The following is an 18,053-nucleotide window of genomic DNA, read 5'->3' as shown; positions in this document are numbered from 1 at the left end:
GACCACCACACTCAATGGGAGAAGAGCAATGAACTTCAAGATAATCGTTTCCGCCACACTGATCGGCGCAACAATGCTGGTTGGCAGCCAGGCAATCGCTGCCGAGCCGTTACGAATTGGCGTCGAAGGCGCCTACCCGCCGTTCTCGAAAAAGGAAGCCGACGGAACCTTGTCTGGCTTTGATATCGACATCGCCCTGGCAATCTGCGCCGAACTGAAGCGCGAATGCGAACTGGTCGAGCAGGAATGGGACGGCATGATCCCGGCCCTGATCTCGCGCAAATACGATGCCATCGTGGCCTCGATGTCGATCACCGAAGATCGCAAGAAGAAGGTTAGCTTCTCAAAAAAATATTACCAGACACCGACGCGCTTCATTGCCAAGAAGGGTGCCGATTATGATTTCAGCAAGGAAGGCTCCAAGGGCCTGAGGATCGGTCTTCTGCGTGGCACCACCTACCAGTGCTATGTTGAAAAGCATACGCCAGACGCCGTCATCAGCCTCTACAGCAATCAGGAAGATGTCTACACCGACCTGGCTGCCGGGCGGCTTGATGCGCAGATTTCCAACTCGATCCAGGCGGTTGACGGATTTCTGTCGACCGACGCCGGAAAAGACTTCGATTTCATCGGCGGCGATCTCGATGATGCAGCCTGCCTGGGCGAAGGCGTCGGCGTTGCCGTGCGCAAGGACGACCCCCTGGCCGATGAAATCTCCACGGCCATCAGCGCGATGCGCACGAACGGCACCTACAAGGCCGCCAACGACAAGTACTTCCCTTTCGACGTCTACGGGAACTGATCTGCGCCTTCAGTGACAGCGAGGGCAGCCATGGCGTTGCCCTCGCTTACCAATAGCTCGAAACACAGCCGGAGAGGCTTGGATGAACGCGGTAATCGAATATAGAGAGGTAATACTCAGCGGAACGCTCGTGACCATCTCGCTGGCGCTGCTTTCGCTTCTCTTGTCGATCATCTGCGGCCTTGTCGGGGCTTTTCTGAAAATGTCGCAGACACCCCTGCTGCGACATCTCGGCAATGGCTACACGACCCTTGTTCGCAGCGTTCCCGAACTCGTTTTGATGATGCTGATATTTTACGGCGGACAGGCCGCGGTAAATGCTCTGGGCACCCGGACCGGCTGGTGGGACTATGTCGACGTCAACCAGTTCCTCGCCGGTGTTCTCACGCTCGGTTTCATCTTTGGCGCCTATATGGCTGAGACCTTTCGCGGCGCCATCATGGCCATCCCGAAAGGCCAGCTGGAAGCAGCAGTGGCAGCCGGCATGAGCCTGGCGAAGGTCTTCACTGTCGTGACCTGGCCGCAGATGGTGCGCTATGCACTGCCCAGCTTTGCAAACAATTGGCTGGTTCTGGTCAAGTCCACCGCACTGGTCTCGGTGATCGGCCTGCATGATCTGGTCTGGAATTCGGTTGCCGCCGGTAGATCGGTGCACCAGCTGTTCTCGTTCATGATCGCCGTCCTGCTGATTTATCTGGCGATCACCGCCATTTCTGACATCGGGCTGAGATGGGTCGAACGCAAATACAGCGTCGGTCTGGCGAGGGGCTAGAAGCATGGAACAGGAACGTACATTCTTCGACTATCTGCGCTCATTCAGCGAGATTATGTCGCCGCTGGATTTCCTGTTGGTCTATGATCATCTCGACCGGTTTTTCTATGGTGCGCTGGTCACACTTGAGCTGACATTTCTGGCACTGTTTCTGGGCGGCTTGCTGGCCATTCCGATGGCGATCGCGCGGGCCTACAAAACCCCGCTGCTCAATCCCGCCATCTGGAGCTTCACCTATCTGTTTCGCGGCACGCCGCTGTTGGTTCAGGTCTATCTGTTCTATTACGGGCTGGGCCAGTTCGAATCGGTGCGCGAAAGCTTCCTTTGGGAGCCGGTCCTCAGCAGTCCCTGGTGGTGCGTGCTGATCGCGTTTGTCCTCAACAGCTGCGCCTACACCACCGAATTTTTGCGCGGCGCGATCGAGACCACACCTGCAGGCGAGATCGAAGCCTCCAAGGCCTGCGGCATGTCGCCGTTGACGCGAATGCGCCTGATTGTCCTGCCCAGCGCCTTTCGCCGTGCGCTGCCCGCCTATTCCAACGAGGTCATCTTCACACTGCATGGCTCGGCCATTGCCAGCCTTGTCACGCTGCAGGATCTGCTCGGCGTCGGCCGCTGGCTCAATGGCCGCTACTACCTCGCTTATGAAGGCTTCGTCACCGCGATGGTGTTCTACATGATCATCGTGTTCGCGATCACGCGCCTCTTTGCCTATGCGGAAAAACGCTATCTCGGGCATCTGCGCCCCCGCGAAACAGAGGCCGGACCGGTGCTGGTCGCCCAAACCTGATCCCTACGACTTCACACCCAAACTCCGTTTCCCACCAATCCCGTGGGACCACATGAAAGAGGAAAACCATGGCCAATCCGAACGGCAAGAAGAGAGAACTGATTGAGGGCAAATCGGCGCTGATTGTCATCGATATCCAGCAGTCGACTTTTGTGAAGAAGGAAGTGCGCTCGATCGATCACATGCCTGACTATGCAGAGCGCATGGCGCGCACGCGCACGGTCATCGACAAGGCCCGCGAAGTGGGTATCCCGGTGATCTTCATCCAGGAGATCCATCGCGCCAACCTGATCGATTTCGGTCGCGAACTCGACGGCGACGAGGATGTCCATTGCCTCGACAGCAACCCCGAGACCGAAGTCGCCAAGGAAGTCCTGGGCTTTCGCAAGGATGACTACCTGATCCAGAAGCGCCGCTACTCGGCATTTTACGGCACAGATTTGGAAATCCTGCTCAAGGGTTTGAAGGCTGAAACGCTGATCCTGACCGGCGGCCTCACCGATGTCTGCGTCCACTACACCTATGCCGACGCGCATCAGGGTGATTATTTCTGCCGCGTCATCGAAGACTGCGTCGGCGGCTCCAGTCTTGAAGCTCACAATGCCTCTCTGCGGGCGATGGAATATCTGCAGACCGGCGCTGTTCGTCAGATGGACGAAGTGCTCCAGGCGATGGACGCACAACGCTGACATCGCGGCTCCCCGCCGTGCAGCACTGCCAGGCCGGGTCTGCCAGGTCCCGACGGAATAGAGCCAACCGACAATGACGGTCAAATCCACTGCACCACACGGCCCCGCAACAGCGGGTCCGGCGAAACGCTGCAAGCAGTTCTGGCTGGGCAGTCCGCGAACCCGTGCCGCGGTTCTGGCCTTGTTTGCCTCGGCAATCCTGAGCTTCATCGACAATTTCGTCGGGAGCGTCGCGGAAGAAGCTGCAATTTGGCAGTTCCAGGTACTCCGGACGCTGATTGCAATTCCATTGCTGGTGGTGATCGGGAGTATTTCCGGCCAAAGCCTGCGGCCCGTTAATTTTCACAAAACCGCGCTGCGAAGCCTAGTCGTTTCAGCCGGTCTGCTGATCTATTTTGCGACATTGGGGATACTGCCCGTCGCCCAGGCCGGGGCCGGATTGTTCAGCGCACCAATCTGGGTACTCCTGTTTTCGATTGTTCTGTTTTCTGCCCACATCACGCTGTTTCAAACCCTCGCAATCGCCGCCGGCTTTGCCGGTGTGCTGATGTTGCTGCAACCTGACCTGCAATCACTGAGCCTGCTGTCTTTGCTGCCTCTGGTTGCAGGCGTTTGCTATGGTCTCGGCATGTTGCTGACGCCTCACCTCTGTGGCGAGGAAAGCCCGGTTGTGCTGGCCGCCGGCGTCTTTGCGGTTATCGGCATGATTAGCGTGGCCATATTGATCTATTTCAGTCTCTTTCCTGTCGAAACCCCCAACTTCCTTACAGGCGGCTGGGTTGCGCCATCGGGGCGCCTTATCTGGCTGACATTCTTTCAGGCCGTGGGCGCCGTCATTGCGGTGACCTGCATAGCCGAAGCCTACCGCATCGGCGTCCCCTCTCACGTCGCAGTGGTGGAATATTCGTTCCTCATCTTCGCCAGCCTCTGGGCGTTCATGCTTTGGGGGCTGGAGACCAACCTGCTCGCCATGCTTGGAATCGGGCTGATCCTGGTTTCAGGCACCGCACTTACGATTGGACAGTCGCAAGACAATTGATGGTGTTGTAACGTAGACCGCTGGTGAGAGATGCCTGTCGGTCGCAGCTCGTTGTGGCGTAACCGCGTCGTCGGCAGTGAATGGTCTCAGCGCTACCGTTCCGCGAGGCCCGCGATCTTCCTTTTCAAAAGCGCCAAGCATTCAGTCCTGCAAGCCGGCGCTCGACTCTCGCGAATGTCTGCCTATTCATCGACGTAAAGCATCGCCGCAGATCAACCTCGATCATCGCGGTTTTGCGCGAGCATGAGGCGGGAGCGGGCTGGCGTTCTTTCCGCAAGCACGGGATCTCGGAAGCGACGCTGTATACTATGGCGATGCAGACAACGGCGGCGAGTGACATGGACTTGCCCCTGAACACAGGCACGACCTCGAGGGCTTTCCACAAGGTCGCGGCTGCAGTCATTTCACGTTAGATCAATGAGTCGGAATCGGGCCGGGGGCGGCGACCTGCGTCATGAGATCGTCGTCCCATTCGCCTTCGACCATGAAATGCGCGGTCGCACCGAGTTCTGCGGCTTCGATCAGATTGTGGTTCACATAGGCGTAGATCCCGGGCTGTAGGAACGTATAAAGGGCAGCGCCGGCCGATCCGCCGCGGATGAACCAGGTTTCGAGGTCTTTGGCTGGCGGGTTGGCGAACTTGCCCTGTTCCCAGACATAGTCGCCATGCCCTCCGATAAGATGCGGTCGCGTATCGCGATTGGCCTGCGAATGGACGATCAGCACGGTTTCTCCGACCTTGGCCTTGAGAGCGTTTTCTCCCGTGAGCGCGCCGACCGCGCCGTTGAACACAACATGAGTCGGGATCAGGCCGCGCATGACGGCCATCGTCTCGTCGTAGCTTTCGCCCAGGGATCCGTACTTCTTGAAGGCCCCGGTTTCGTCGCGCGGAATGTAGAACTCATTCTCGCCGACATAGTAGATCTGGTCGTAGAGGACGGGTTCGCCCTTGTCGTTCTTCAGGCCATCGCGAGGCAATACCATGACGGTTCCGCTCATGCCGGACACGACATGCCAAGGGATCATTCCCTCTGGGGCGCAGTGATAGACAAAGGTGCCTGTGCGGGTTGCCTTGAAGCGCAAGGTAACCTGTTCACCCGGATTGACGTGGGTCAGCGCGCCGCCGCCGAGGGCACCTGTGGCGGCGTGAAAGTCGATATTGTGGGCCATCTCGTTGGCTTCGGGATTGACCAGCGTGAGTTCAAGATAGTCGCCCTCGTGGACGACCATCATCGGACCAGGAATGGACCCATCGTAGGTCATGCCTCGCAGGGTTGTTCCTTCGCCGTCGATGACGACAGGCTTCTCCTCTATCCTCATGGTGAACTCGATCACCTTGGGACCGCCCCTGGCGACCTGGTCGTGAGCGTGCACGAAAGGTGGTGCGACAAGGCTGACCTTGACGCGTGGGAGCCCTGCTACGTCTGTTGCCGCGGCCATGGCCGGAAGAACCGAAAGGGCAGCGGCCATTGCCGTTCCCATAAGAGCTTCGCGTCTCGTAAGCATGTTGGTCTCCTTCGTGCGTCGGACTGGTTGATGCATGGAGATTTGCATCGTTGGTGAGCTGCGTCTTTGCGCTGGCGCAAACCTTCAAAGAATGCGCCAGCTTATTTGCGAAACGCCAGCGCCGCCGATTTCTGCAATCCACTAGCGCAGGTTGGGACGAAGCAACGCCCGTCCGTAGATGACTGCAAAACCAAGGAATGCTGCTGCCCACAAGATGCCAGCGACGGTAATGACATCGGCCTGGGGCGCCACCGCGCCAAAGACACGGCATGTTCCGGCGAGAAGGATCGCTGCGAAGAGAAATACCGTGCCGGTTCCCGCTTTCAACGGGCGTCCGGTATGTCCGAGCGTCGCCCTGACCATCACCGCAACGGTCATAGATCCCACCGCCCCGCCGCCGAAGGCATGGATTCCCGCGGCTTGCGGCACTGCCTCCTGGAAGAAGACCGACAGCGCGAGCAGGAGGAAGCCGAGCGGCACGAAACCATAGGCCAAGTGCAGCATGGCGACCAAGGGATCCCTGATGGTTCGGTATCCGGTCCAACGTGCCAGGCGGATCATTTGGCAAAAAGCTGCGGCGAAAAGAAACCCTCCCGACACGCGGTTCCAGGGCAGGATCGTCCACGAGGCGAGCGCTGCGGCTGTGACAGCTATCGTGAAAACGTCGAACCGACCGAACGGCGAAGGAAGGCGGCCAGGATTTTCGCGCACAAGCCAGTTGCGTGTGAAGCTCGGAATAATGCGGCCACCGATGATTGTGATGAACATAATGGCGGCAGCGATGCCCAAGCGGCGGCTGACGTTCGACATTCCGCCGAAATGCGCCTCCAGATGGAAGGCAATGTCTGCGGCAAAGAGTATGAGCAAAGGTATAAGTACCTTGAGGTTGCGCCAGTTTCTGCCCGAGATGATTTCGCGCGCAATCAGGACCACAACCGTGGCCAGAAACGCCACATCCACGACTGCACCTGTCGCCCAGCCGATTTCGGTCGTGAAGAAAACAGCCAGTCGGCCAGCGACCCAGAGCAGTGCGAGCCCAAGAAGCGGAAGCCCCTGTACGGGGAGCCGTCCAGTCCAGTTGGGGATCGCGGTGAAGAGGAACCCGGTAACGACTGCCGATAGATAGCCGAAAAGCATTTCATGGACATGCCAGTCGACGGGAGCGAACGCGCTGTGGGTCTCAACCAGGCCGGCATACATTGGCAGCCAGAAGAGGATCGACAGTCCGGCATAGAGCGAACCCAACAGGAAGAAGGGGCGGAAGCCATAAGAAAGTATGCTTGGCCCCGCATAGGATCGGAGTCTCGGAATTGCCATTTTGGCCTCCACGAAAGGGCCGCAGAGACCACCTCCCTGGGCATCGGGCCTGCGCCGCCCGACCAAGCCGGCGCCGAGGGGCTTGCCGTCGTAACAAGAGCGCTCAGTTTGGCGCTGCGACCTGGCTGAACAGATCGGCGAATGTCGCTTTCGCCTTTCCGGTCTGCTTGACCGCACTCGCGGCCTCCAGGTTGACCGGCTGGCCGACAACGATCAGCGCCACCATGCCCATGCCATAATGCGGGGCGCATTTGACTCCGTAGACGCCTTCCTGTGTCAACGTCACGATGACCTCGGCATTCATCTTGCCCTTAAACGCCTCGGCGCCGTCGGGGAGCATTCCCTTGATGGTTTCGGCATTGTGCGACTTATCAGTCGGCACGAACTTGACCGTATCTCCGGCGGAGGCCTTCACATACGCTGGTTCAAAGACCATCGAGCCTTTCGCGCCTTTGTTGAGCATGTTGACCACATGTTCTTCGGCGTTCGCTCCGCCCGCGAAAATGAGCATTACAGTGGCGGCGGCGGCAATCAGGGGAAATCTCATCTGCTTATCCTTGTTGTTCATCACGGCATCCACCGTCGCCCGCAATCTACCCGACCGAACCGCATCGGGTTTGCGCTGGCGCAAATCTCCGAATAATTTTTTAAGCAGCCCGTGCGTCGTCGAGGCGCCTCAGCCGGACGTTTACGCGCCGTCCTTTCTGGGGCGATCGCTGAATCGCTTGCGGGCGGAATATCATGTAGAATGAGGATTGCAGGTTCGTGGTCTATGCACCGAATCGCGAGCAGTTCACTTGCCGATCGGTAATTATCTGATGCCTGCGCGGGACATCGCCGGAATAAAAGGACGCTTCACCCAGGCAGTCCTGTCCAGTCGCTTCGAGGGGAAGAACGGCTACATCCTTGCTTTTGTTGCGGTCGCGGCAGCCTTTGTGATCCGCTTTCAGTTGCAGGGCGTGCTCGATGACAGAGCCACATTCACGCTGTTTGCGCCGGCGATACTGGTGGCGTCTATCGCCGGTGGTATCAGGCCGGGAATCCTGGCGGTAGCGCTCTCGCTGACTGGGGCCTTCTGGCTGGACGGGCTGCAAATCGAGCACTCCAACAATCCGGTCGATCTTGCGATCTTCGCCACCGTCGGCCTGACCATCGCGTGGATGGGCGAGATGCTTCACCATGCGCGACACGCGATCGATATGGCCGACAGCGCTCTGGACGCCCGTGAAGCACATCTGCGATCCATTCTGGACACGGTCCTGGACGCGACGGTTGTGATCGAAAAGGACGGTGCCATCGTTTCATTCAATGCAGCGGCGGTGCGCCAGTTCGGCTATTCGGAGGTGGAGGTCGTTGGCCAGAACGTACGTCTGCTGATGCCCGAGCCCTATCGACGAGAGCACGACGGGTATCTCAAGCGGTATCTGGAGACGGGAGAAAGGCGGATCATCGGCATTGACCGCGTCGTCGTCGGGCGGCGCAAGGACGGCTCGACGTTTCCGATGAAACTGGCTGTCGGCGAGATGAAGTCCGGTGGCAAGACCTATTTCACGGGGTTTATCCGAGATCTGACGGAGCGGGAAGAATCCGCCGCGCGTCTTCAGGAAGTTCAGGGTGAACTCGCAAGGCTCGCCCGCGTAAATGAGCTCGGTGAAATGGCGTCGACACTCGCACACGAGTTGAACCAGCCGCTGTCGGCCATCGCCAACTACGTACAAGGTTGCTCACGGCTGCTTCGCGAGATGGACGACGCGGTCGCGATCAAGATGAGGGGCGCGCTGGAAGAGGCGGCCAAGCAATCCTTGCGCGCCGGACAGATTATTCGGCACCTGCGCGAATTCGTGACGAAGGGCGAAACGGAAAAAGCTCCGGAGAACATCAGGCGCCTCATAGAAGAAGTGGGAGCTCTGGCGCTGGTCGGATCGCGAGAGCGGGGGATACGCACAGTGTTCGATTTTGCGTCGGTAAGCGAAACTGTGATGGTCGATCGAATCCAGATCCAGCAGGTTCTCATCAACCTCATGCGCAATGCCATGGAAGCGATGCGCGACAGGGAAAAACGTGAACTCGTGGTGCGAACTCAGCCTGCGGGACCGGGCGAGATTGCCGTGGTCGTCGAGGATACGGGCACGGGCATTTCTGAGGAGATCGCATCGCAGTTGTTCAAGCCGTTTGTAACCACAAAGCCCAGCGGGATGGGGGTTGGCCTGTCGATTTCGAAGCGCATAGTAGAAGCGCATGGGGGCGCGATTTCAGTCAGCTGCAACGCAGCAGGCGGCGCGACCTTCCGGTTCACGCTCCCGACAATCGAGGAAGATGGCATCAATGCAAACGGGTGACTATATTGTCCACATCGTCGATGACGAAGAATCTGTCAGGAAATCGCTGGCATTTTTGCTTGGGATGGCTGGTTTCGCGGTCCGCATGCATGACAGCGCGACTGACTTCCTTGCTGCTGCTCCTGCGATACGAAACGGTGTGCTGGTGACTGATCTTCGGATGCCGGACATGTCAGGGGTGGAACTGCTGCGCAATCTGGTGACTGCCCAGGCGATAATGCCAGCAGTCGTGATTACCGGCCACGCCGACGTGCCCATGGCGGTCGAGGCAATGAAGGCCGGCGCGATTGACTTCATTGAGAAGCCATTCGAAGACGTCGTCATCATCGAAGCGATCCACCGCGCCGCCGAGCAGCTCGTCGACAAGCCGACGGAAGGCCACGATGTTTCGGCGATCCATTCACGGCTGGAATGCCTGAGCGAACGGGAACGGCAGGTCCTGTCCGGAGTGGTCGCCGGGTTGCCGAACAAGTCGATCGCATACGACCTCGACATCAGCCCTAGGACAGTAGAGGTGCACCGCGCGCACGTGATGGCGAAGATGCAGGCGAAAAGCCTGCCACAGCTGGTCCGGATGGCGCTGTCCGCCGGATTCGGACCTGACTGAATTGCCTTGGATGGTTTGATCTAACGCAAGGCGCTTTTCGGCCCTTGCTGGTTTGATGCAGGCGACTGACGGGAATCTTCCGTTTTGCATTGTTCAGGGATTGCGTCTTGGCCATCGCCAAAACCATCATCGTTGTGGCTCCGGAAGGCGCTTTCAGGCGCTCGCTCGAGTTCGCCCTGGAAGTTGAGGGATTTTCAGTCGAATCGCATGCGCAGCTGTCAGAAGCCGAACGATCTCCCACGATCGCCATCGCCCTGTGCGCGGTTGTCGACGAAAGCGTGCTGGGAAGCGGAGCCGGACCAGCCCGGTCGCTTGATATGATCCCACGACCCGTCATCTTGCTGGCGAACGAAATCTCGACGGCAGTGGCAAGAAAGGGATTGATGGTTTTGACAAAACCTTTGTGCGGCAGTGATCTGGCCGATGCCCTCCAGGGGCTTTCCGCCCTCTGATCGCTCCTACGTGAATCCCCGTAAGGACATAACCGAATTTCGCCGGCGACGAATTCGCGCGATTGCTATCCACTCAAACCCGAGAAAACAGCATGAACGCCATCGTACACTCCGACCTGTCTTACGAAATCCTTTCAGCTGCAGCAGCGATGGGGTCAGGAGCGCCCGCCTCCGTCTTCTCGCGTCCGCATCCTATGTCGTTCTTTACGGCGGGGTCCGAAATTTACGCGCAGGGCGAAAAGGCGGGTAGTTTCCACCAAATCGAGTTCGGGGCGGTCCGCATCTACCGCCTGCTTTGCGATGGGCGCCGCCAGATAACCGCGTTTCACCTGGCCGGTGAAACTTTCGGGTTTGAAGCTGACCGCACCCACCATTTTTTTGCGGAAGCGATCATGGCGACTGGCCTGCGGACCCATTGTCCCGCCGCTGGCGAGGACATGTCGCGCGAACTGCTGCCGCTGGCGCTTCGCTACATGGTCCGCGCACAGGAACACCTTCTCGTCGTCGGTCGGCAGAACTCCGTCGAGCGCATCGGCGCCTTCCTGATGGACATGTCCGACCGCCAAGGCGACCTTGCACAAATTGAGTTGCCGATGTCCCGACAGGATATTGGTGACTATCTCGGCCTCACCATAGAAACCGTATCGCGCGTCCTCTCGAGGCTGCGCGACAAGGGCATTCTCAAATTTCATGGCCTGCGCGTGGTCGAAATCCGTAAGCCCGATGCCCTTCGCATTATGTGTGAATAACGCGGAAGACTCGGTAATTCCGCCACCGCGTGGACGTCCGCGCACGCGCAAATAACCCCCTAACATGTCGTCAATTCCAGAGGTTAAAATGCTTGCAAGTCCAACCCTTCACCCAATTTCTACGACTATGCCAATACAGGCAGGATGGGCCGGCTCTTGGGTTGCGCGCGCCAGCGCCGTTGGGCTGCTGAGCCTTGGGGGCACGTCTCAAGCTGCCGCGCACGTCAAATGGTTCGCACCCTATATCGTGGGAGCGTCACCGGCGCCGATAGGGAGTACGCTTGGCAATGTCTGGTTCTGGACAGCAATTTTGCTGGTGCTGGTATTTTTTGTCGCCACACGCGCTGTCGAGAAAAGTCAATTCGGCGAGACGGTGCTTGCCGGTATGGACAAGATTTCCGACCCTCTCTGGAACCGACTAGACGATTTCGTCCGGGTCGTTATCGGCGCTTTCTTCGTCGCGATCTTTGCCGTCGGTGGCGTCTATCTGACGCCTGATCTGCAAACACCTGCTGAATGGGTGTCCTGGCTCCAGCTGCTGATCGCGTTCGGGGTGTTCTCGAAGCGCACCATGCCGTTCTCCGCGGCGGGCATCATTCTGCTCTGGCTGCTCGCGCTGCGCGATTATGACCTCTTCCACCTGCTCGACTATCTGGCGCTGGGCGTTGCGGTCGCCGGCTACCTGGTTCTCGCGTCGTCGAGCAATCCGGAATGGCGCAAGCACCGGTTCGAAATTCTGCGCTGGGGTGTTTCCATCGCCCTGATGTGGTCAAGCCTCGAAAAATTTGCCTACCCGGACTGGTTCTACCCGCTCGTCGTCGAGAAGCCGTTCCTGACCTTCGGCCTGCCCCGCGACGTTTTCATCCCGATGGCGGGCGTGGCCGAGTTCACGATGGGCTTCGGTCTCCTCTGGACGCCGCTCATCCGTAGGCTTTCGGCAATCACGCTGTTCATCATCTTCAACGCCGCGGTCTACCCGTTCGGCCGTATCGACATGATCGGCCACGCGCTCATCATGGCGATCATCGTGGTCATCGCTGCCGACCATACCAGGGAAATACATTTTCTCCCCAGATTGAAAGGGTCATTGCAAAGCATTCCGGTTGGATTGGCCGCGGCGCTGGTGCTTGTGTCCGGAAGCTATTGGGGACTTCACCTCGCATTCTACGGTCCAAGTGGGCGTGAGGTCCCCGCCGTTGAGATTTCAACCCACTCCTATAATCCCGAGCAACCGCATGGACCCCAGGCAAAAGGCGGCTCGCCAGCTGCTGACGCGAGCAGCGCCGAACAAGGTCAGACCGGGAAGGCTGTCGCGACGGGTGAAAAGAGCCCGGCAACTGCGGAATTCGAGGCGACTTTTGAAAAAATGCATGGCCCCATGATGGACGGCATACGTCATCCGGATACGGACGTGGCCTTCGTCCTCGGGATGATATCCCATCATCAGGGAGCGATAGACATGGCACGGGTGCAGCTCAAGTACGGCGTAAATCCCGAAAACCGAGAACTCGCGGAACATGTCATCAAGGAACAGGAGCAGGAGATCGAGCAAATGCGCAGATGGCTTCAGCAGCGAGGGATCGATGCTGACTCTGCTGCTCAGGGGCAATAGATTGCACGACTTTCAACAAGCGAAGCAGTTCCCGGAGGATTCATGCATCTTAAAATGGAAATGGCGTTGAGACTCCAGGCTTGGGAGTGACGGATGTTCATGGGCGTTGGTGCGCGGATCGGCCGAACCGGGTTGGTAAGCCGAAAGTCCGGATGCTCTCCGCGATCTGCCTCAACTGCTTCGTCGAATGCGTGCGTACATTCTTCGTTCAGGGCTTTGAGGTGTGAGGCAGGATCATCTCTATGATCGGGTCGGGCATGGAGCAGTCCTTTGCCCGCATCGCGGAACTCAGGCGTAACGCAAAAGAATCGCTCCAGGATGTCGCCGACGCCGTCGGCGTCACCAAGACCCATTTTTGGGAGCTGGAACGGGGGCGTTCTGCCAATCCGTCATTTACGGTTATCAAGGGGCTGGCAGATCACCTCCCGTGCCTGTTCCATTGCCGCCAATTCCTTGGTCGCGCACTTTTCTTTCGCTGATATCGTTTTTGAATTCCCTGTTACCTCAACTAGGAATTCTTCTCCAAGTCATTGTTATCACGTGATGGTTCGACGCAGGAATTAGCTTTGGAGCGTCAAAATAAGCTACAATTCCTGTTATTCCCTGTATTTCAGGGAACGCAGACCAGAGACGGGTTCGCTCCCGACTGCCTCCACAACCAATTTTTTTCGTCCAAATTCAAATTCATTGCGTTCATACGCCTTAACTGTTGGCGTATGACAGTTGGCCCCCTATCTTGGCACGATGAGCTTCTTGTCCCCGCCCCCTTTCATCTTCCGACTATTAGCCGCCGGCATTATGCTTCTGGCGACAGGCGCAGCAAGCGTGGCCGAGGGCAGCACCGCACTGCCCGGCGTCGAGGGCGGCTATCGCATCGTCAAACCGGTGGAACCGCAACCCGAGCCGGACGAGGTAAGGCCTGCCGACGCGATCGGCGTTGGTGAGTGGGATGTAAAGGTGTCGGGCAGTGTTTCGGTTGATATCGGAACGATGAAACCGCGGCGCTAGCGGCACACGGTTTTGATGCGGCCGCCGATGGTTTCGTTGGAGCAATTCATCGGGCGGTTCGGGTTGGCGCGATGAAACGGCGCTTTGACCGTCGGTTTCCACGCGTTCACACTGACCATCCGGCGCGTTGGCGCCGGTGCCGGTGCGGCGGCAGAAACGACAGCTGGCTCAGGCGCGCGCGGGAAAGCGCTTTCGGAAAACGATGGGCCGGCTGGCTCGCGTCGCAGCATCCGGGGCAGTTTTACCTGCTTTGCCATAACCACCGAGCCATCGGACGTGCGGGTACAGCCGGTGGTGAAGCCGCTCACGAGGCTTGTGGCAATCAGAATCAGAAAAAGCCTGTTCATCGGTTCGACATAGTGCGGACGGTCCTGCGGACAATGCTGCGTCATGCCCCACCGAATACGAGCAATGCAGGCAGAACTTGGGCGGTCGGCGACGGCATGCGTATATAGGCTGATGGTGCGCTATAAAAGTTACACTTCCTCGTCATCATCGGTCGCCGAAACCCAGCCCTGCGGCTCGATCCGTTTTTGGGTGTCGCTGTCAACAAAGGTCCACCATCCAGCATGGCTGGCTTCCCAATCACCCCCGGCGCGCTGCAATTGCGGCAGACTGCGGTAATGGGCCCAGGACAAATTCTCCTGTCCGTCGAAATCGGTCCAGAACACCCGAACCTTGCGCCCATCTGTCGGCGCTGTGTCCATAGATTGTCTTTTCGACATGGAAACTCCTCATGGTCTGGCGGCTGTGGCCACAGCTGCCGTTAAGTCACTGGTAATCCTGCGCTCTTATAATCGCAATGACAGTTGAATGGTTGCGTCAGGAACCGCGACCGGTCGCAAGTCGCATCGACCTCGCCACAAGGCCCGAAGGAGCAAGCGCTTGTCCTTGCCGCATCTTGGAATCGTGCGCCTCAATGCTGTAGCTTTTGCAGGAGCTTTTGCCGGCGCAGTGCACATCGCTAAACCAAATGATGTCGAATTGTCCTGCCGGGTTTCTTCCATTCCGGCATGCTTTGGACCCTCTCTCAAATAAATGGCACCGCGCGAAACCGAACAGCTGAAGATGGCAGTAATGGAAATCGCCGTCTGTATTGCGCAGGCGCTTCACGAAACGGATTCTTCTGCTACCCAACGCATGAATTTTGCTGCGGGAAAAGCCTTTAATCGGCTGAAAAAACGTGGCGACGACGATGCTGCGGATCTCTTGTACCAGTTTGGACGCGCGCTACTGGACCATAAACTTTTCCCGGAAAGTGCTGTGGAGCGCGCCGACTGAAGCTTTGCCGTCAAATCTGTCGAAAACCACGGAACTACCTTGTATTCGTTATGTTTAGCGCGAATACTCGCAAAAGAGGAGAAGGGGTACGTCATGGTCAAGAAAGCAGCAGTTGTAAAATCGGGTAAAGCGAGTACCGGCGCCAGTGCGGCGACGGGTGCAACGAAGGCGACGGCCAAGAAGCCCGCTGCCAAGCCGGCGGCTTCGAAAGCTGCGACCAAAACTGCGGCGCCGGCAAAGAAGCCGGCTCCTGCAAAGACCTCTAAGCCTGCTGCCGCTAAAAAGCCGTCAGCAAAAGCAGCTCCTGCAAAAGCAGCAACCAATGCAGTTGCCAAGTCTGCAGCCAAGGCAGCAAGCTCAGCCAAGTCAGCTGTGAAGTCGACAGCCAAGACGGCCACCAAAGCGGCCGCCAAGGCACCAGCGGCGGCCAAGTCTGCCGCGAAGTCTGCTGCAAAATCAGCGAGCAAGGCAGCAGCGCCGGTTAAGAAAGCCGTGGCAAGTGCTGCCGCTAATGCCAACGGCAAGGCAGCCGCGGTAAAGTCGGCGGTGCCGGCCGCCGCAAAGAAGGTAGAAACGTCTGCCAAGGCGAAAACGAAGTCAGTGACATCGCAGGTGAAAAGCGGCGTCAAGGCCGCGGCTACCAGCGCGCTGGGCGCCATGTCAATGGCCGCGAAGGCACTCGGCGGCGGCAAAAAATCGAAATAGGCTTAGGACCGAAACGAAAAGGCCGGCGATTTTCGCCGGCCTTTTTTGTTCGTCGTGTTGCCAGCGACCGGCGACACTCGCGGCGTTAAAGCTTCACCCAGGCAGCGTTCTTCTTTGACGAGCGCACGCAGGCCTCGACGAAGGCGACGCCTTCAACGCCATCGGCCACGCTCGGGTAAATGACGTCCTTCGACAGCTTGCCACCGCCGGTACGCGCTGCGCGGATGGCGCGGGCGGCTTCGGCGTAGATGTTGGCAAAACCCTCCAGATAGCCTTCAGGGTGCCCGGACGGCACACGGCTCATGCGCGCAGCCGCTGGTCCAGCACCGGCACCGTTGCGGGTTATCAGTTGCTTGGGCTGTCCAAATGGCGTGAACCAGAGATAGTTGGGGTCGGCCTGCACCCATTCGATTCCGCCCTTGGTGCCGTAGACGCGCAGTTTCAAACCATTTTCATGGCCGGGCGCCACCTGGCTTGCCCAGATCATGCCCTTTGCAGGTGCGCGCCCTGCCTTGGCGGCTTTGAAGCGCAGCATGATATGAGCGTTGTCGTCGAGAAGCCGCCCAGGAACGAAGGCGTCAAGGTCGGCCGCGAGCGTGTCGAGTTCCAGCCCGGAAACGAAGCGTGCGAGATTGTAGGCATGGGTGCCTATATCGCCGGTAGCGCCGCCCGCGCCAGACTGTTTCGGGTCCGAGCGCCAACTCGCCTGCTTTTGGCCCGATGCTGCAAGATCCTCGGTCAACCAATCCTGCGGATACTCCGCTTGGACCAGACGGATCTCGCCGAGCTGGCCATTCGCTACCATTTCGCGTGCCTGCCGTACCATCGGGTAGGCTGTGTAGTTATGGGTCAGCACAAATACCTTGCCGGTTTTTTCCACCAGCGCCTGTAGCTTTTTAGCCTCAGCCAGGGTTGCTGTCAGAGGCTTGTCACAGATGACGTGAATTCCGGCCTCAAGGAACGCCTTGGCGGCCGGGAAGTGGACATTGTTTGGCGTTACGATCGCCACGGCCTCGATGCCATCAGCGCGCTTTGCCTCGGCCTGCGCCATCTCGGCGTAGGAAGAATAGCTGCGTTCGGGGTCGAGCCCGATCTCCGCCGCTGAGGCTTGGGCGCGCTCTGGGTTTGAGGAAAGCGCTCCGGCGACCAGATGGAATTCTCCGTCCATGCGCGCGGCGATGCGGTGCACCGCCCCGATGAAGGCGCCCTGTCCGCCACCTACCATGCCATAGCGGATCGGACCGCTATGCTTTTCGAGTTTTTTGCCGCTGACCATTGTTTTGCTTTCTCTTGCGCCACCAACCGGACGCCTGCAGTAAATTTGCCTAAAGGCCCATCATCTTGCGCAGGGCCGCCTTATCGACACCGGAATCGGCGAAATCGTCAAACGCCTTCTCTGTCACCCGGATGATGTGATGCTGGATAAACGGCGCCCCCTCGGCAGCACCGTCTTCAGGATGTTTCAGGCAGCATTCCCATTCCAGCACAGCCCAGCTGTCATAGTCATACTGCGCAAGCTTGGAGAAAATTCCCGAGAAGTCCACTTGCCCATCGCCCAGCGAGCGGAAGCGGCCAGCGCGGTTTGTCCAGCTCTGGTAGCCAGAATAGACGCCCTGCCGGCCGGTCGGGTTGAACTCGGCATCCTTGACGTGAAACGCTTTGATGCGTTCATGGTAGATGTCAATGAACTCGAGATAGTCGAGCTGCTGCAGCAGGAAGTGCGAAGGGTCGTAGTTGATGTTGCACCGACTGTGGCCGTCCAATGCCTCGAGGAACATCTCGAAGGTGGCGCCGTCGAACACGTCCTCGCCCGGGTGAATCTCGTAGCAGAGGTCGACGCCGTTCTCGTCATAGACATCGAGGATCGGCTTCCACCGCTTCGCCAACTCGCCAAAGGCTTCATCGATCAGGCCAGCTGGCCGCTGCGGCCACGGGTAGAGGTAGGGGAAAGCGAGTGAGCCGGTGAACGAGACCGAGGCATTCAGCCCGAGGTGCTGAGATGCTTTGGCGGCAAACTCCATTTGCTGAACAGCCCACTTCTGGCGCGCTGCCGGGTTGCCGTGGACCGACGCCGGCGCAAAGCCGTCGAACTGGCTGTCATAAGCTGGGTGCACTGCCACCAACTGACCCTGAAGATGGGTTGACAGTTCGGTGATTTCGACGCCTGCATCGGCGCAGATGCCCATCACCTCGTCGCAATAGGCTTTTGATGAAACGGCCTTCTCCAGATCGAAAAGTCTCCCGTCCCAGGTCGGGATCTGCACGCCCTTATAGCCAAGGTCGCCGGCCCATTTGGCCATGGTCGGAAGCGAATTGAATGGCGCTTCATCGCCTGCAAACTGTGCCAGAAAAAGTCCCGGCCCCTTCATAGTCTTAGCCATCCTT

20 protein-coding genes are annotated in these 18,053 nt (G+C 58.6%); 12 read left to right on the top strand and 8 right to left on the bottom strand.

Annotation, left to right across the window (positions count from 1 at the left end; translation table 11 throughout):
- Positions 1-28 precede the first annotated feature (28 nt).
- The 5 genes from GA830_RS06025 (at position 29) to GA830_RS06005 (ending at position 4,092) form a co-directional block, all read left to right on the top strand.
- Positions 29-802: a transporter substrate-binding domain-containing protein gene (locus GA830_RS06025; RefSeq protein WP_210330847.1), complete on the top strand. Its 774-nt coding sequence runs from the start codon at positions 29-31 to the stop codon at positions 800-802.
- Between the two features lie 82 nt (positions 803-884).
- Entirely contained in the window at positions 885-1,574 is a 690-nt protein-coding gene (locus tag GA830_RS06020; protein ID WP_195164167.1) for an ABC transporter permease, read from the top strand.
- Positions 1,575-1,578: 4 nt separating this feature from the next.
- Positions 1,579-2,364, top strand: a complete 786-nt coding sequence (locus GA830_RS06015) for an ABC transporter permease (protein WP_258045573.1) — start codon at positions 1,579-1,581, stop codon at positions 2,362-2,364.
- A 68-nt stretch (positions 2,365-2,432) separates the two neighbouring features.
- Positions 2,433-3,053, top strand: a complete 621-nt coding sequence (locus tag GA830_RS06010) for a cysteine hydrolase family protein (protein ID WP_195164166.1) — start codon at positions 2,433-2,435, stop codon at positions 3,051-3,053.
- A gap of 73 nt (positions 3,054-3,126) precedes the next feature.
- Positions 3,127-4,092, top strand: coding sequence for a DMT family transporter (locus GA830_RS06005; RefSeq protein WP_195164165.1), 966 nt, complete (start codon positions 3,127-3,129; stop codon positions 4,090-4,092).
- A 414-nt stretch (positions 4,093-4,506) separates the two neighbouring features.
- Here GA830_RS06005 and nirK read toward each other — a convergent pair whose 3' ends face one another.
- From nirK to GA830_RS05990, 3 genes are all read right to left on the bottom strand, one after another.
- Positions 4,507-5,598 (bottom strand): copper-containing nitrite reductase, encoded by a 1,092-nt coding sequence (gene nirK, locus GA830_RS06000; RefSeq protein ID WP_195164164.1) that lies wholly within the window; start codon positions 5,596-5,598, stop codon positions 4,507-4,509.
- Between the two features lie 141 nt (positions 5,599-5,739).
- Complete coding sequence (locus GA830_RS05995; protein ID WP_195164163.1) at positions 5,740-6,915, bottom strand: NnrS family protein; 1,176 nt, start codon at positions 6,913-6,915, stop codon at positions 5,740-5,742.
- Between the two features lie 103 nt (positions 6,916-7,018).
- Positions 7,019-7,462, bottom strand: a complete 444-nt coding sequence (locus tag GA830_RS05990; protein ID WP_195164802.1) for a pseudoazurin — start codon at positions 7,460-7,462, stop codon at positions 7,019-7,021.
- Between the two features lie 271 nt (positions 7,463-7,733).
- On the opposite strand from GA830_RS05990, the gene GA830_RS05985 reads away from it, so the two are divergent.
- The 7 genes from GA830_RS05985 (at position 7,734) to GA830_RS05955 (ending at position 13,682) form a co-directional block, all read left to right on the top strand.
- The gene (locus GA830_RS05985) at positions 7,734-9,254 is read left to right on the top strand and encodes a PAS domain-containing sensor histidine kinase (RefSeq protein ID WP_195164162.1); all 1,521 of its coding nucleotides are present in this window, start codon (positions 7,734-7,736) and stop codon (positions 9,252-9,254) included.
- A complete protein-coding gene (fixJ, locus tag GA830_RS05980) occupies positions 9,241-9,861 on the top strand; it encodes a response regulator FixJ (RefSeq protein ID WP_195164161.1) in 621 nt (206 codons plus the stop codon). The genes GA830_RS05985 and fixJ overlap by 14 nt, the downstream gene beginning before the upstream one ends.
- A 107-nt stretch (positions 9,862-9,968) precedes the next feature.
- Positions 9,969-10,313: a transcriptional regulator gene (locus GA830_RS05975; RefSeq protein WP_195164160.1), complete on the top strand. Its 345-nt coding sequence runs from the start codon at positions 9,969-9,971 to the stop codon at positions 10,311-10,313.
- 149 nt (positions 10,314-10,462) lie between these two features.
- The gene (locus tag GA830_RS05970; protein WP_195164801.1) at positions 10,463-11,062 is read left to right on the top strand and encodes a helix-turn-helix domain-containing protein; all 600 of its coding nucleotides are present in this window, start codon (positions 10,463-10,465) and stop codon (positions 11,060-11,062) included.
- Between the two features lie 316 nt (positions 11,063-11,378).
- The gene (gene copM, locus GA830_RS05965; protein WP_258045647.1) at positions 11,379-12,674 is read left to right on the top strand and encodes a CopM family metallochaperone; all 1,296 of its coding nucleotides are present in this window, start codon (positions 11,379-11,381) and stop codon (positions 12,672-12,674) included.
- Positions 12,675-12,916: 242 nt separating this feature from the next.
- A complete protein-coding gene (locus GA830_RS05960; RefSeq protein ID WP_258045572.1) occupies positions 12,917-13,153 on the top strand; it encodes a helix-turn-helix domain-containing protein in 237 nt (78 codons plus the stop codon).
- Positions 13,154-13,397: 244 nt separating this feature from the next.
- Entirely contained in the window at positions 13,398-13,682 is a 285-nt protein-coding gene (locus tag GA830_RS05955; RefSeq protein WP_258045571.1) for a hypothetical protein, read from the top strand.
- On the opposite strand, the gene GA830_RS05950 is transcribed toward GA830_RS05955, so the two are convergent.
- From GA830_RS05950 to GA830_RS05925, 5 genes are all read right to left on the bottom strand, one after another.
- On the bottom strand, positions 13,679-14,074 hold the full coding sequence (locus tag GA830_RS05950; protein WP_195164159.1) for a hypothetical protein: 396 nt from the start codon (positions 14,072-14,074) through the stop codon (positions 13,679-13,681). The two genes, GA830_RS05955 and GA830_RS05950, sit on opposite strands and share 4 nt — an antisense overlap.
- Before the next feature lie 84 nt (positions 14,075-14,158).
- A complete protein-coding gene (locus GA830_RS05945; protein ID WP_195164158.1) occupies positions 14,159-14,407 on the bottom strand; it encodes a hypothetical protein in 249 nt (82 codons plus the stop codon).
- Positions 14,408-14,791: 384 nt separating this feature from the next.
- Entirely contained in the window at positions 14,792-15,592 is an 801-nt protein-coding gene (locus GA830_RS19830) for a hypothetical protein (RefSeq protein WP_210330846.1), read from the bottom strand.
- A gap of 161 nt (positions 15,593-15,753) precedes the next feature.
- On the bottom strand, positions 15,754-16,944 hold the full coding sequence (locus GA830_RS05930; RefSeq protein WP_195164155.1) for a Gfo/Idh/MocA family protein: 1,191 nt from the start codon (positions 16,942-16,944) through the stop codon (positions 15,754-15,756).
- Positions 16,945-16,993: 49 nt separating this feature from the next.
- Positions 16,994-18,049 (bottom strand): sugar phosphate isomerase/epimerase family protein, encoded by a 1,056-nt coding sequence (locus GA830_RS05925; protein WP_195164154.1) that lies wholly within the window; start codon positions 18,047-18,049, stop codon positions 16,994-16,996.
- Between the last annotated feature and the right edge of the window lie 4 nt (positions 18,050-18,053).

It is taken from the genome of Mesorhizobium sp. NBSH29, assembly GCF_015500055.1.
Lineage (GTDB): Bacteria > Pseudomonadota > Alphaproteobacteria > Rhizobiales > Rhizobiaceae > Neomesorhizobium.
The sequence above is the reverse complement of the archived record's forward strand: the minus strand, read 5'-3'. Positions and strand labels throughout refer to the sequence as shown.